The following is a 12,747-nucleotide window of genomic DNA, read 5'->3' as shown; positions in this document are numbered from 1 at the left end:
TTTTGTGTCGTTCACAAAGCCAGTGTGGGAGCGGGCTTGCTCGCGAATGGCGGCACCACAAATCTCAAGCGGGAGCCAACGCCGCGGTTATCCCGAGAAACCGGCACAGCTCATCGCGCTTGGCCAGGGCATCGCGCCGCCCCAGGTCGATCAATTCGCTGCAATACCCCGCCTCGAACAGCAAGTAACTCAACACCCCTGCCCCGCTCGTTTTGGTCGCTCCCGGCCCACGCAAGAACAGCCGCAACGCCGCCGGCAATTCCTGACGATGCCGCGCCGCGATTTCATCGATCGGCTGGCTGGGTGAAATCACCAACACTTCCACCGGCGCCACACCCAGAGCGCGGGTCGGCGTGCCTTCGGGCATCAGACGGCTGAACTGGTTGAGACGCTGAAGCAGCTCAATGTCGCTTTCCAGGCTATCAATGAAGGTGCTGTTGAGCATGTGCCCGCCGATCTGCGCCAGCGTCGGCTGCTGCCCGGTATAGGCGCGCTCCAGCGGTTGCGCCGGATCGAAACCGCGCGGGTTGCCGCTGACACCCACCACCAGCACCCGGCTCGCGCCCAGGTGCAGCGCCGGGCTGATCGGTGCCGATTGCCGCACCGCGCCATCACCGAAATATTCATCGCCGATCTTCACCGGCGCGAACAACAGCGGGATCGCCGAACTGGCCAGCAAGTGTTCCACCGACAACTGCGTCGGCACACCTATGCGCCGATGACGCAGCCAGGAATCGATGGTGCCGCCACCCTGATAGAAGGTCACGGCTTGCCCGGACTCGTAGCCGAACGCCGTCACTGCCACCGCGTGCAATTGCTTGCGCGCGATGGACTCGGCGATGCCGGGCAGGTGCAGTTTTTCGTTGAGAAGATGACGCAGCGGCGAGCTGTCGAGCAGCGCCACCGGCAGTTGCCGGCCCATGCCCAACAGGCTGTGGCTGACGAAACGACTGGCCTGGCGGATCACTCCCGGCCAGTCGCTGCGCAACACGCGATGGCTGCGAAAGCCTTGCCAGAACAGGGTCAGGCGTTCGATGGCAGCGCGAAAGTCCGTCGCACCGCTGGCCAGGCTGACCGCGTTGATCGCCCCGGCGGAGGTGCCGACGATCACCGGAAACGGATTGTCCGCCCCCAGCGGCAACAATTCGGCAATCGCCGCCAGCACCCCCACCTGATACGCCGCCCGAGCCCCGCCGCCGGAAAGAATCAAACCTGTGACCGGTTCAGCTGGGCTCATCGCAACGCTCCGTGGTGCTTATGGGGATGGGTCAATCAACCGCGTTTGGCGTACAGCTTCGGCTCGCCCGGAGGCCGACTCTTGAAGCGCCGGTGTGCCCACAGGTATTGCTCGGGGCACTCACGCAACACGCCTTCGACCCACTGATTGATGCGGATGCAATCTTCTTCTTCGGTCTCGCCCGGGAAACCTTCCAGCGGCGGATGGATCACCAGACGATAACCGCTGCCGTCCGCCAGACGTTCCTGGGTGAACGGCACCACCAGTGCCTTGCCCAACCGGGCGAACTTGCTGGTGGCGGTGACGGTCGCGGCCTGAATACCAAACAGCGGCACGAAGATGCTCTGCTTGGCGCCGTAATCCTGATCCGGCGCGTACCAGATCGCCCGACCCGCGCGCAGCAGTTTGAGCATGCCGCGCACGTCGTCACGTTCCACCGCCAGCGAATCAAGATTGTGCCGCTCGCGGCCCTGACGCTGGACGAAGTCGAACAGCGGGTTCTTGTGTTCGCGGTACATGCCGTCGATGGTGTGTTGCTGGCCGAGCAGCGCCGCGCCGATTTCCAGGGTGGTGAAATGCACCGCCATCAGAATCACGCCCTTGCCTTCGCGCTGGGCCTTCTGCAAATGCTCAAGACCTTCGACGTGAGCCAGTTTCGCCAGGCGCTGGCGCGACCACCACCAGCTCATCGCCATTTCAAAGAAGGCGATGCCGGTGGAAGCGAAGTTTTCCTTGAGCAGGCGCTTGCGTTCGGCGGCGGACTTTTCCGGGAAACACAGTTCCAGATTGCGCTTGGCAATGCGCCGTCGGTCGCCGGCGAAGCGATACATCAAGGCACCAAGAAAACGACCGATGGCCAGCAACGCCGGATACGGCAGTTGCACGGTCAGCCACAACAGCCCGAGGCCGCACCAGAGCGGCCAGAAGCGTGGGGCAAGAAATGCTTTTCGAAAACGCGGGCGATCCATTAAAGCTTCCGTAAATACAGTGGCCGCGCATTCTACATCGTTCGACCCGGCTTGCGGCCTGCGGGCGTTCTCGTTATAAGTCTCGGCACTTTTAGTGACAAGCCGTTGTATGCCGACATGAGCCAAACCGAACCGAAAGACCAAGATCCCGTGTTCCAGCTGAAGGGCAGCATGCTCGCCATTACGGTGCTGGAGCTGTCCCGCAACGACCTGGACAGCCTCGATCGGCAATTGGCCGCCAAAGTCGCCCAGGCACCGAATTTCTTCAGCAACGCGCCGCTGGTTCTGGCGCTGGACAAACTGCCGCCAAGCGAAGGCGCCGTCGACCTGCCGGGCCTGATGCGCGTGTGCCGCCAGCACGGCCTGCGCACCCTGGCAATCCGCGCCAGCCGCATCGAAGACATCGCCGCCGCCATCGCCATCGACATCCCGGTGCTGCCGCCATCCGGCGCCCGCGAACGACCGCTGGAAAGCGCCGAACCCGTCGCACCGAAGAAGCCGGAAAAGCCGTCGGAGCCGGCCGTCAAACCGACCCGCGTCATCACCACGCCAGTACGTGGTGGCCAACAGATATATGCGCAAGGTGGCGATCTGGTGGTGGTTTCCTCGGTCAGCCCGGGGGCGGAACTTCTCGCCGATGGCAACATCCATGTATACGGCCCGATGCGCGGTCGTGCGCTGGCCGGGGTCAAGGGCGACACCAAGGCGCGGATTTTCTGTCAGCAATTGAGCGCTGAACTGATCTCCATCGCAGGCCATTACAAGGTTTCCGAAGACCTGCGTCGCGATCCGATGTGGGGTTCGGGCGTACAGGTCAGCCTGTCGGGCGACGTGTTGAACATCATTCGGCTTTAACGGATACTGCCGCATTTTCCAAGCATCTCTAAAACGTAGCGAAAACGGCTCAAACGAAGTAGGAAAAAGGCCAAAAGCCGAATTCCAGCCAAGGCTGTCCGACTGCAGTAGTTTTCTAGAGATGTTTTTCAGGGGCTGAACAGTCCTTCTTCCTTAGGGGTGAAACACCTTGGCCAAGATTCTCGTGGTTACATCCGGCAAGGGTGGTGTGGGTAAGACCACCACCAGCGCCGCTATCGGTACCGGCCTCGCTCTGCGCGGCCACAAAACAGTGATCGTCGACTTCGACGTGGGCTTGCGTAACCTCGACCTGATCATGGGTTGCGAACGCCGCGTGGTGTATGACTTCGTCAACGTCGTCAACGGCGAAGCCAACCTGCAACAGGCCCTGATCAAAGACAAGCGCCTGGAAAACCTCTATGTACTGGCCGCCAGCCAGACCCGCGACAAAGACGCGCTGACCGTCGAAGGCGTGGAAAAAGTCCTGATGGAGCTCAAGGAACAATTCGACTTCGTCGTCTGCGACTCCCCGGCGGGTATCGAGAAAGGCGCGCACCTGGCCATGTACTTCGCTGACGAAGCGATCGTCGTGACCAACCCGGAAGTCTCCTCGGTACGTGACTCCGACCGCATGCTCGGCCTGCTGGCCAGCAAGTCCCGTCGCGCCGAACGCGGCGAAGAGCCGATCCAGGAACACCTGCTGATCACCCGCTACCACCCGGAGCGCGTCGAAAAAGGCGAAATGCTCGGTGTCGAAGACGTCAAGGAAATCCTCGCCGTACGCCTGCTGGGCGTCATCCCGGAATCCCAGGCCGTGCTCAAGGCCTCCAACCAGGGCGTACCTGTGATCCTCGATGATCAAAGCGACGCCGGCCAGGCCTACAGCGATACCGTTGATCGCCTGCTGGGCAAGGAAAAAGAACACCGGTTCCTGAATGTCGAGAAGAAGGGATTCTTCGAGCGTCTGTTTGGAGGTAGGTAATGAACCTTTTTGACTTCTTTCGTGCCAACAAAAAGCCAAGTACCGCCTCGGTCGCGAAAGAGCGTCTACAGATCATCGTGGCGCATGAACGCGGCCAGCGCAGCACCCCGGACTACCTGCCCTCCTTGCAGAAGGAACTGGTGGAAGTGATCCGCAAGTACGTCAACATCGGCAACGACGACGTGCACGTGGCACTGGAGAGCCAGGGCAGCTGCTCGATTCTGGAACTCAACATCACCCTGCCAGACCGCTGAGTCGATCCGGCAGGAACGACGGCGGCTCAGGGCCCTTCCGACACCGGAGGGGCCCTGAGCCGCCGTTGGCATTTGTTACGAGGCTGTTTTAATGCCGTTGTCCAACGTCCAAATCATTCATCAGGACGCCGCCGTTCTGGTGGTGAACAAACCGACCCTGTTGCTCTCCGTCCCCGGCCGGGCCGATGACAACAAGGACTGCCTGATCACCCGTCTGCAGGAAAACGGCTACCCGGAAGCACGCATCGTCCATCGCCTGGACTGGGAAACCTCGGGGATCATTCTGCTGGCCCGCGACGCCGACACCCACCGCGAACTGTCGCGCCAGTTTCACGATCGTGAAACAGAGAAAGCCTACACTGCGCTCTGCTGGGGTCAGCCGGAACTGGACAGCGGCAGCATTGATCTGCCGTTGCGCTACGACCCGCCGACCAAACCGCGCCACGTGGTCGATCACGAACACGGCAAGCACGCCCTGACCTTCTGGCGTGTGCTGGAACGCTGCGGCGACTGGTGCCGCGTCGAACTGACACCGATCACCGGCCGTTCGCACCAGTTGCGGGTGCACATGTTGTCCATCGGTCATCCGTTGCTCGGTGATGGCCTTTACGCCCACGAACAAGCCCTGGCCGCCTGGCCGCGTCTGTGCCTGCACGCGAGCATGCTCAGCTTCACCCATCCTCAGTCCGGCGAACGCTTGCGTTTCGAATGCCCGGCACCGTTTTAAGCACTGTCGGACCGACAGCTGCCCGATTTATAGGATTTTGTTCCGGATGAGTTGTACTGATTCCCTGGCAACACCCGTCAAGAAGACCCGTCATCAACTGCTCTACCTGATTTACGGCAATCAGGATGTCTACCGGCGCGAAGCCAAGTTCAGCATCCTGACCGCCCTGTCCCAGGCCAAAAACGGCAAGCGCCCGGCGATCAGAATCCTCACTGACCGGCCGCAGGATTACGAAGGCTGGCCGGTCGACACCGTGCTGCTCGACGAAGCGACCCTGACCCGCTGGCAAGGGCAGAACGGCTATCACCATCGGCGCAAGGCCTGCGCGATCGCCGCCGGCCTGCAACTGGCCGAGAAAACCCTGTTCGTCGACACCGACACCCTGTTCACCAGCAACCCGAACAGTCTGTTCCAACACATCGATGCAAATCAGTCGGTGATGGATCGCTTCGAATACGACTGGAAAGATGTCTTCGAGCGACCGGATTACCTGAAGCTCGCTCGCGACCTCAGAGCCCATGGCGTTTGCCCGCAGAACGGTTTCAAGCTCTACAACAGCGGCCTGTGTGGCGTCACCGACCGTGATTCGGCGCTGTTCGAGGAATCGATCCGCCTGATCGATGAATGGACGGCCGACGGATTCGAGATTCACACCATCGAGCAGATCGCCCTGTCCTACGCGATGCGTGAACGGTCGGTGGTGGAAGCGCGCAAACACGTCTACCACTACTTTGCGGAAAAACGCTTCTTCCATGCGATGCAGGCATTCTTCTTCGCTCAGCACGGCGAAAAATTCAGCCAGCGACTGGTGGACCTGTGCACTGACGTGCCCCGGGTCAAACCCTTTCCGTCCGCCTGGCAGCGCCTGAAGATCAAGTGGAAACTGCGCAACCAGAGCGGCGCCATGCGCAAGGTGGGTCGGGATCTGTTGTATGGCAGCGCCGCGCCGGATCACCCGTACTACAGCGCCTGTCGTCATGAGTGGTGGGAATGCGCCTCGCGGGAGATTCTGCGCTGGGACGAGAGCCGTCAGAAAAAGCTTCTGGAACAGAGTCGCTGGCCAAAACAGCTACCCCGTCCGGACAAGCCTGAAGACGAAAAAGTGATCATGAACTACCTGAAAAAACGCGTGGCAGCCGCTCGTTGACGCGAGCGGCACATGTCATGTCCCAAGCATCAGGCCGATGCGTTAAACTCCCGCCCATTGCTGTCTGGAGCTTCTTATGCGCGAAGAGTTGAACCAAGGCCTGATCGACTTCCTCAAGGCCTCCCCTACCCCGTTCCACGCCACCGCCAGCCTTGTTCAACGCCTGGAGGCCGCCGGTTATGTGCGCCTCGACGAGCGCGAAACCTGGCACACCGAAGCCAATGGTCGTTACTACGTCACCCGTAACGATTCCTCGATTGTCGCGATCAAGATGGGCCGCAATTCGCCGCTGCACGACGGCATCCGTCTGGTCGGCGCCCACACCGACAGCCCGTGCCTGCGGGTCAAGCCACAACCTGAACTGCAGCGCCAGGGTTTCTGGCAGTTGGGCGTTGAAGTCTACGGCGGCGCGCTGCTGGCGCCATGGTTCGACCGCGACCTGTCGCTGGCCGGCCGCGTCACCTTCCGCCGCGACGGCAAGGTCGAGAGCCAACTGATCGACTTCAAGGCTCCGATCGCGATCATTCCCAACCTCGCTATCCACCTCAACCGTGAAGCGAATCAGGGCTGGGCCATCAACGCCCAGACCGAGCTGCCGCCGATTCTCGCGCAGTTCGCCGGTGACGAGCGCGTGGATTTCCGCGCGGTGCTCACCGATCAACTGGCTCGCGAACACGGCCTCAACGCCGACGTGGTGCTGGATTACGAGCTGAGTTTCTACGACACCCAGAGTGCTGCGGTCATCGGCCTGCATGGCGACTTCATCGCCGGCGCGCGCCTGGACAACCTGCTGTCGTGTTACGCCGGCCTGCAAGCCCTGCTGACCGCCGACACTGAAGAAACCTGCGTGCTGGTGTGCAACGACCACGAAGAAGTCGGCTCCTGCTCGGCCTGCGGCGCCGACGGCCCGATGCTGGAACAGACCCTGCGCCGCCTGCTGCCGGAAGGTGAAGAGTTCGTACGCACCATCCAGAAATCCCTGCTGGTCTCGGCCGACAACGCCCACGGCGTACACCCGAACTACGCCGAGAAGCACGACGCCAACCACGGCCCGAAACTCAACGCCGGCCCGGTGATCAAGGTCAACAGCAACCAGCGCTACGCCACCAACAGCGAAACCGCCGGCTTCTTCCGCCATCTGTGCATGGCCGAAGAAGTGCCGGTGCAAAGCTTCGTGGTGCGCAGCGACATGGGCTGCGGCTCGACCATCGGCCCGATCACCGCCAGCCACCTGGGGGTGCGCACCGTCGACATCGGCCTGCCAACGTTCGCCATGCACTCGATCCGCGAACTGTGCGGCAGCCACGACCTGGCTCACCTAGTCAAAGTGCTGAGCGCGTTCTACGCCAGTCGCGAACTGCCGTAATCCTTGAAAAAGCATCGCCAGCAGGCTGGCTCCCACAATGGAATGCATTTCAAATGTGGGAGCCAGCCTGCTGGCGATGGCAATCGAACAATCGACATCACGTCTGGATCAGAACCGGCTCATTTCTGATACACATCAGCACCGTCCATCGAAAACCCACCTAGACTTGAATAATCACCTTCGACAAGGCTGTCGCCATGATCTCGATGTCTGCGTTTCACTCCATGCTCATTCCCATCCTCGGCGGAATGATTCTGCTGGCCATCGGTTTCAACTTCCGTGACAAGAACGCCGGTGTGTTCGCCATGTGGATCGGCATGCTGATGATCCTGGCCACCGTGGTCTACAAGATCCTCGCCAAACTCAACGAATAAATCCGCGCCCGGCTCGCATTGAATCTGGCGGGCTCGTACACTCGCCCGATCCGCCCCTTGCGAGGTTGACCGCCTAGTGTTTGCTCGTCTTTTTGCCCTGCCCTGCCTCTTTCTCGTTTGCCTGATGACCCTGGTGTCGCCGGCGCCTGCCGACGCCGCCGGTCTGCCGGGATTGCTCACGGGCGCCGGCAAGGCTCAGCCCGAAGCTCAGGAACCGCTCGGCCAGTCCCTGGACGAAGTCATCAAGTCGCTGGAAAACGACAAGCAACGCGCCCAGTTGCTGACTGATCTGAAAAAACTGCGCGACGCCACGAAAAAAGCCCAGGCCACCCCGGAAGAAGGGGTGCTGGGACTGATCGGCGGCACCCTCGCCACTTTCGAAAAACAGTTCTCCGGTGCCGACAGCCCACTCAATCGCTGGTCTGCCGAATTCGACATGGCCAAGGACGAGCTCAGAGGCCTGATGCTGCCGGCCAGCGAATGGCTGCCGATCATCTTCGCCTTCGCCGTGATCCTCGCGGTCTGGAGCCTGCTCGCCGCCGCGCTGATCTGGCTTGGTCATCGGGTACGCATGCGCTTCGGTCTGACCGAAGAACTGCCGCAACATCCCCGAGCCCTCGACATGCTGCGCTTCGCCCTGCGCAAGCTCGGGCCATGGATGATCGCTCTGGTCATCACGGTCTACCTGAGCTACGCATTGCCCTCGTCACTGGGCAAAAGCCTGGCGATGGTGCTGGCCTACGCGCTGGTGGTCGGCACCTGCTTCTCGGCCATCTGCGTGATTGCCTTTTCCGTACTCGACGGCCCGCACCGCCATCGCGCGCTGTACATCCTGCGCCACCAGGCCTTCCGCCCGCTGTGGCTGATCGGCAGCTTCGCCGCATTCGGGGAAGCCCTGAGCGATCCGCGACTGATAGCCGGCCTCGGCGTGCACCTGGCCCACACCGCCGCCACCGTCGCCAACGTCCTCGCGGCGCTGTCGACCGGCCTGTTCATCCTGCGCTTCCGCCGACCGATCGCCCACCTGATCCGCAACCAGCCACTGTCCCGCCGCCTGACCCGCCGCGCCCTCAGCGACACCATCGAAATCCTCGGCACCTTCTGGTACGTCCCGGCGCTGGTGCTGGTGGGCATTTCGCTGTTCGCCACCTTCGTCTCCGCCGGCGACACCAGCACCGCCCTGCGCCAGTCGCTGATCTGCACCGTGCTGCTGGTGTTGTGCATGGTCATCAACGGCCTCGTCCGCCGCCATGCCCTCAAGCCTCAACGTGGGCCGAAGCGCCACGCGCTGTATTCCGAGCGCCTGAAAAGTTTCTTCTACACCCTCGCCCATTTGCTGGTGTGGCTGGCCTTCATCGAACTGGGCCTGCGGGTCTGGGGCATGTCGCTGATCGGCTTCACCGAAGGCGAAGGCCACGACGTCAGCGTCAAACTGTTCAGCCTGATCGGCACGCTGATCTTCGCCTGGCTGATCTGGATCCTCAGCGACACCGCCGTGCACCACGCCCTCACCCGCTCCCGCAAAGGCCTGGCCAACGCCCGCGCGCAAACCATGATGCCGCTGATCCGTAACGTGCTGTTCGTGGCGATCTTCATCATCGCCCTGATCGTCGCCCTGGCGAACATGGGCATGAACGTCACGCCCCTGCTGGCCGGTGCCGGCGTAATCGGCCTGGCGATCGGCTTCGGCGCCCAGTCACTGGTGGCCGACCTGATCACCGGCCTGTTCATCATCATCGAAGACTCCCTGGCCATCGACGACTACGTCGACGTCGGCGGCCACCTCGGCACCGTCGAAGGCCTGACCATCCGCACCGTACGCCTGCGGGACATCGACGGCATCGTCCACACCATCCCGTTCAGCGAAATCAAAAGCATCAAAAACTACTCCCGCGAATTCGGCTACGCGATCTTCCGCGTGGCCGTGCCGTTCAACATGAGCATCGACGAAGCCATCAAACTGATGCGCGACGTCGGCCAGAAAATGCGCACCGACCCTCTGCAACGCCGCAACATCTGGTCACCACTGGAATTTCAGGGCGTGGAAAGCTTTGAATCCGGCAACGCGATATTGCGAGCAAGATTCAAGACAGCACCGATCAAACAATGGGAAGTTTCACGGGCATTCAACCTGTCGCTGAAACGGCATCTGGATGAGGCCGGACTGGACTTGGCGACGCCGAGGATGAATGTGCAAGTGATCACCGCAGGCGGTGGCGGCCAAACTCAGGAATAGCCCCGAAGAATCGGGCCAACTTCAAGGCCCTCATCGCTGGCAAGCCAGCGCCCACCACTCACCACGATGAGCGTTAGCTCGAGTACCGCTTTTGACGTGCCGGCCCCATCGGAAGGCTGAGTGGAGGGATTTATCCGGGGGTGGGAGCGCAGCGACCGTGCGGCGAAGCCGCATGCATCGAGAGGAGGTGCAGCGAAGCAAACCGTAGGCGATGCCCCCGGATGAATCCCGGAACGAAGGAACACCGAGCCAAAGCGAGGGGCCGAACGCCGGGGCCCAGCGTTTTGGTTACTTTGGGGCGTTTGCCAAAGTGACTCGCCGTAAGGGCGAAACCGTCAGCGGCAGCACCCGAAGAAACGGATATGTACACAGTCAACCCAAAACCTGGTCGGCCCAGCGGCCGCCAAGGTCAAACAAGGTCAAACAACATCAACACCGACGTGAATCGCATCATGCCGCCAAAACTCCAGATCACAATCAATCAACCGCCCAAACTGATCATAATTAACCCGAGCAATCCTCAACCCCGGACTCCCCACCGACACCCGTAAAGCCGCCGCCGCATCCACCGACAACGACGTAGGCACAATCTCGAACCGCACCCGCCCATAGTGCAAATCGTAATGCCGCGCATACAGCTCGGTAATCGACTGATTCAAATCAAACTCCAGAATCCCCGGAAAAAACTGCGGATTCAGATAATGCTCCACATACAACACCAACCGCCCATCGATCCGCCGCGACCGGCAGATCTGAATCACGCTCGACAACGCCGGCAACTGCAACCACGCACAGACCGCCGCTGAAGCCGGCTGCAACCGCGCCGAAATCACCTCGGTCGACGGCACCCGCCCCTGCGCACTGACCATCGCGTGAAAGTGACTGCGCTGCATCAGGTTGTAAGCCAGACGCGGTGGCGACACGAACCAGCCACGCCGCTCCTCGCGATAAATCTGCCCTTGCGCCTCCAGCTGCAACAAGGCTTCGCGTACCGTAATTCGCGTCGTGCCGAACAGCTCACTGAGCTTGCGCTCGGCCGGCAACTTGCTCCCCGCCGCCAGCAACCCATGGTCGAGTTGCTCCTGAAGGATCTGGCCAATCGCTGTCACCGCTTTTGTTGCCTCATCGCGCATCAACGTTACCTATCTGGACTAGACCAGCACTGTTTCGGGGCAAAACCGCACAGCAATCGTGCCGTCCGGTTGTGTTGCAAGCCTAGGCAGTGCAGATGACCGAGAGATGACAAAACTACCGAACGGTCGCCCTGACAACTTGCAATACATCGGCCAAGTCCCTTGCCCGCCGGGACTTGGCGGGTGGTCTACGCTTACCGGGCACTCGCTGATACGGGAGATAGAAAAGGCTGGGCGAGCCATCGCCGACATCAAAGTGTCATCGAGCCCCCTTAAATTGGCTCAGGTATTGCTGACCTAGACCAACACAAACCGCAATCGCAGCGTTGAACACGACCAAGGAGCTTCGGAATGAAACAGCTTTTCCTGGCAACACTGTTAGGCTCGACCATTGCCATGTGCACCGCCGCCATGGCGGCTGACGATCTGAAAACCCTCGAGGCCGCTGCGAAAGCGGAAGGTGCCGTCAACAGCGTCGGCATGCCCGATGACTGGGCCAACTGGAAAGGCACCTGGGAAGACCTGGCCAACAAATATGGCCTGAAACACATCGACACCGACATGAGCTCGGCCCAGGAAATCGCCAAGTTCGCCGCTGAAAAAGATAACGCCACTGCCGACATCGGCGATGTCGGCGCGGCTTTCGGCCCGATAGCGGTCAAGCAGGGCGTAGTGCAACCGTACAAGCCGAGCACCTGGGACCAGGTGCCGGACTGGGCCAAGGACAAGGACGGCAACTGGGCACTGGCCTACACCGGCACCATCGCCTTCATCGTCAACAAGAAGCTGCTGCACGGCTCCGACGTGCCGACCAAATGGGCTGACCTCAAGGGCGGCAAATACAAGGTTTCCATCGGTGACGTGAGCACTGCCGCGCAAGCTGCCAACGGCGTACTCGCCGCCGCACTGGCCAACGGCGGCGACGAGAAAAACATCCAGCCGGCCCTGCTGCTGTTCGCGGACATCGCCAAGCAGGGGCGCCTGTCGATGGCCAACCCGACCATCGCCACCATGGAAAAAGGCGAGATCGAAGTCGGCGTGGTCTGGGACTTCAACGGCTTGAGCTACAAGGCCAAGATGGCCAACCCGGATGACTATGTGGTGCTGATCCCGTCCGACGGTTCGGTGATTTCCGGCTACACCACCATCATCAACAAATACGCGAAGAACCCGAACGCCGCCAAGCTGACCCGCGAATACATCTTCAGCGACGCCGGCCAGACCAACCTCGCCCGTGGCAACGCCCGCCCGATCCGCGCCGAGCACCTGCAACTGCCGGAAGACGTGAAGGCCAAGCTGCTGCCGAACGAGCAGTACAAAAAGGTCACGCCGATCAAGGACGCCGATGCCTGGGAAAAAACCTCCAAGGCCCTGCCGCAGAAGTGGAACGAAGAAGTCATCGTCGAGATGAAATAAAGCGGCTGATCACCCTTTTGTGATCTGTTGAAGATCCAAATGTGGGAGCGGG

Annotated in this window: 12 protein-coding genes; 9 read left to right on the top strand and 3 right to left on the bottom strand. The window is 61.2% G+C overall.

Features of this window, described 5'->3' with window-relative positions:
- Window positions 1–64: 64 nt before the first annotated feature.
- The gene (locus ACTJK9_RS29020; protein WP_440817776.1) at window positions 65–1,237 is read right to left on the bottom strand and encodes a patatin-like phospholipase family protein; all 1,173 of its coding nucleotides are present in this window, start codon (window positions 1,235–1,237) and stop codon (window positions 65–67) included.
- Between the two features lie 35 nt (window positions 1,238–1,272).
- Window positions 1,273–2,205, bottom strand: coding sequence for a lipid A biosynthesis lauroyl acyltransferase (locus tag ACTJK9_RS29015; RefSeq protein ID WP_064594584.1), 933 nt, complete (start codon window positions 2,203–2,205; stop codon window positions 1,273–1,275).
- A 117-nt stretch (window positions 2,206–2,322) separates the two neighbouring features.
- Between ACTJK9_RS29015 and minC the strand changes: the two genes are divergently transcribed.
- From minC to ACTJK9_RS28975, 8 genes are all read left to right on the top strand, one after another.
- Entirely contained in the window at window positions 2,323–3,060 is a 738-nt protein-coding gene (gene minC / locus ACTJK9_RS29010; RefSeq protein ID WP_085613518.1) for a septum site-determining protein MinC, read from the top strand.
- A 169-nt stretch (window positions 3,061–3,229) separates the two neighbouring features.
- Entirely contained in the window at window positions 3,230–4,042 is an 813-nt protein-coding gene (minD, locus tag ACTJK9_RS29005; RefSeq protein WP_039769880.1) for a septum site-determining protein MinD, read from the top strand.
- Window positions 4,042–4,296, top strand: coding sequence for a cell division topological specificity factor MinE (gene minE, locus ACTJK9_RS29000; protein WP_007960071.1), 255 nt, complete (start codon window positions 4,042–4,044; stop codon window positions 4,294–4,296). The genes minD and minE overlap by 1 nt, the downstream gene beginning before the upstream one ends.
- Before the next feature lie 91 nt (window positions 4,297–4,387).
- Window positions 4,388–5,023, top strand: a complete 636-nt coding sequence (locus ACTJK9_RS28995) for an RluA family pseudouridine synthase (protein ID WP_039769876.1) — start codon at window positions 4,388–4,390, stop codon at window positions 5,021–5,023.
- Between the two features lie 46 nt (window positions 5,024–5,069).
- Window positions 5,070–6,170 carry a hypothetical protein gene (locus ACTJK9_RS28990; RefSeq protein ID WP_440817773.1) on the top strand — a complete coding sequence of 367 codons (1,101 nt, stop codon included), beginning with the start codon at window positions 5,070–5,072 and terminating at the stop codon, window positions 6,168–6,170.
- Window positions 6,171–6,246: 76 nt separating this feature from the next.
- Window positions 6,247–7,536 (top strand): M18 family aminopeptidase, encoded by a 1,290-nt coding sequence (locus tag ACTJK9_RS28985; RefSeq protein ID WP_085649360.1) that lies wholly within the window; start codon window positions 6,247–6,249, stop codon window positions 7,534–7,536.
- A gap of 197 nt (window positions 7,537–7,733) precedes the next feature.
- Complete coding sequence (locus tag ACTJK9_RS28980) at window positions 7,734–7,910, top strand: hypothetical protein (RefSeq protein ID WP_165369545.1); 177 nt, start codon at window positions 7,734–7,736, stop codon at window positions 7,908–7,910.
- Between the two features lie 76 nt (window positions 7,911–7,986).
- Entirely contained in the window at window positions 7,987–10,146 is a 2,160-nt protein-coding gene (locus ACTJK9_RS28975; protein ID WP_221399075.1) for a mechanosensitive ion channel family protein, read from the top strand.
- A gap of 419 nt (window positions 10,147–10,565) precedes the next feature.
- Here ACTJK9_RS28975 and ACTJK9_RS28970 read toward each other — a convergent pair whose 3' ends face one another.
- Window positions 10,566–11,279, bottom strand: a complete 714-nt coding sequence (locus ACTJK9_RS28970) for a UTRA domain-containing protein (RefSeq protein WP_011333178.1) — start codon at window positions 11,277–11,279, stop codon at window positions 10,566–10,568.
- 351 nt (window positions 11,280–11,630) lie between these two features.
- On the opposite strand from ACTJK9_RS28970, the gene ACTJK9_RS28965 reads away from it, so the two are divergent.
- A complete protein-coding gene (locus ACTJK9_RS28965; protein ID WP_440817768.1) occupies window positions 11,631–12,695 on the top strand; it encodes an ABC transporter substrate-binding protein in 1,065 nt (354 codons plus the stop codon).
- The last annotated feature ends 52 nt before the right edge of the window (window positions 12,696–12,747 follow it).

The organism is Pseudomonas sp. 22082, from assembly GCF_052046055.1.
Taxonomy (GTDB): Bacteria; Pseudomonadota; Gammaproteobacteria; order Pseudomonadales; family Pseudomonadaceae; genus Aquipseudomonas; species Aquipseudomonas pharyngis.
This window is presented reverse-complemented; position numbering and strand designations above follow the sequence as displayed.

Bases quoted from the DNA above. Each gene is read 5' to 3' on its own strand.
- ACTJK9_RS29020 (WP_440817776.1), bottom strand. From the start codon at position 1,237: ATGAGCCCAGCTGAACCGGTCACAGGTTTGATTCTTTCCGGCGGCGGG.
- ACTJK9_RS29015 (WP_064594584.1), bottom strand. From the start codon at position 2,205: ATGGATCGCCCGCGTTTTCGAAAAGCATTTCTTGCCCCACGCTTCTGG.
- minC (WP_085613518.1), top strand. From the start codon at position 2,323: ATGAGCCAAACCGAACCGAAAGACCAAGATCCCGTGTTCCAGCTGAAG.
- minE (WP_007960071.1), top strand. From the start codon at position 4,042: ATGAACCTTTTTGACTTCTTTCGTGCCAACAAAAAGCCAAGTACCGCC.
- ACTJK9_RS28995 (WP_039769876.1), top strand. From the start codon at position 4,388: ATGCCGTTGTCCAACGTCCAAATCATTCATCAGGACGCCGCCGTTCTG.
- ACTJK9_RS28990 (WP_440817773.1), top strand. From the start codon at position 5,070: ATGAGTTGTACTGATTCCCTGGCAACACCCGTCAAGAAGACCCGTCAT.
- ACTJK9_RS28985 (WP_085649360.1), top strand. From the start codon at position 6,247: ATGCGCGAAGAGTTGAACCAAGGCCTGATCGACTTCCTCAAGGCCTCC.
- ACTJK9_RS28980 (WP_165369545.1), top strand. From the start codon at position 7,734: ATGATCTCGATGTCTGCGTTTCACTCCATGCTCATTCCCATCCTCGGC.
- ACTJK9_RS28970 (WP_011333178.1), bottom strand. From the start codon at position 11,279: ATGCGCGATGAGGCAACAAAAGCGGTGACAGCGATTGGCCAGATCCTT.
- ACTJK9_RS28965 (WP_440817768.1), top strand. From the start codon at position 11,631: ATGAAACAGCTTTTCCTGGCAACACTGTTAGGCTCGACCATTGCCATG.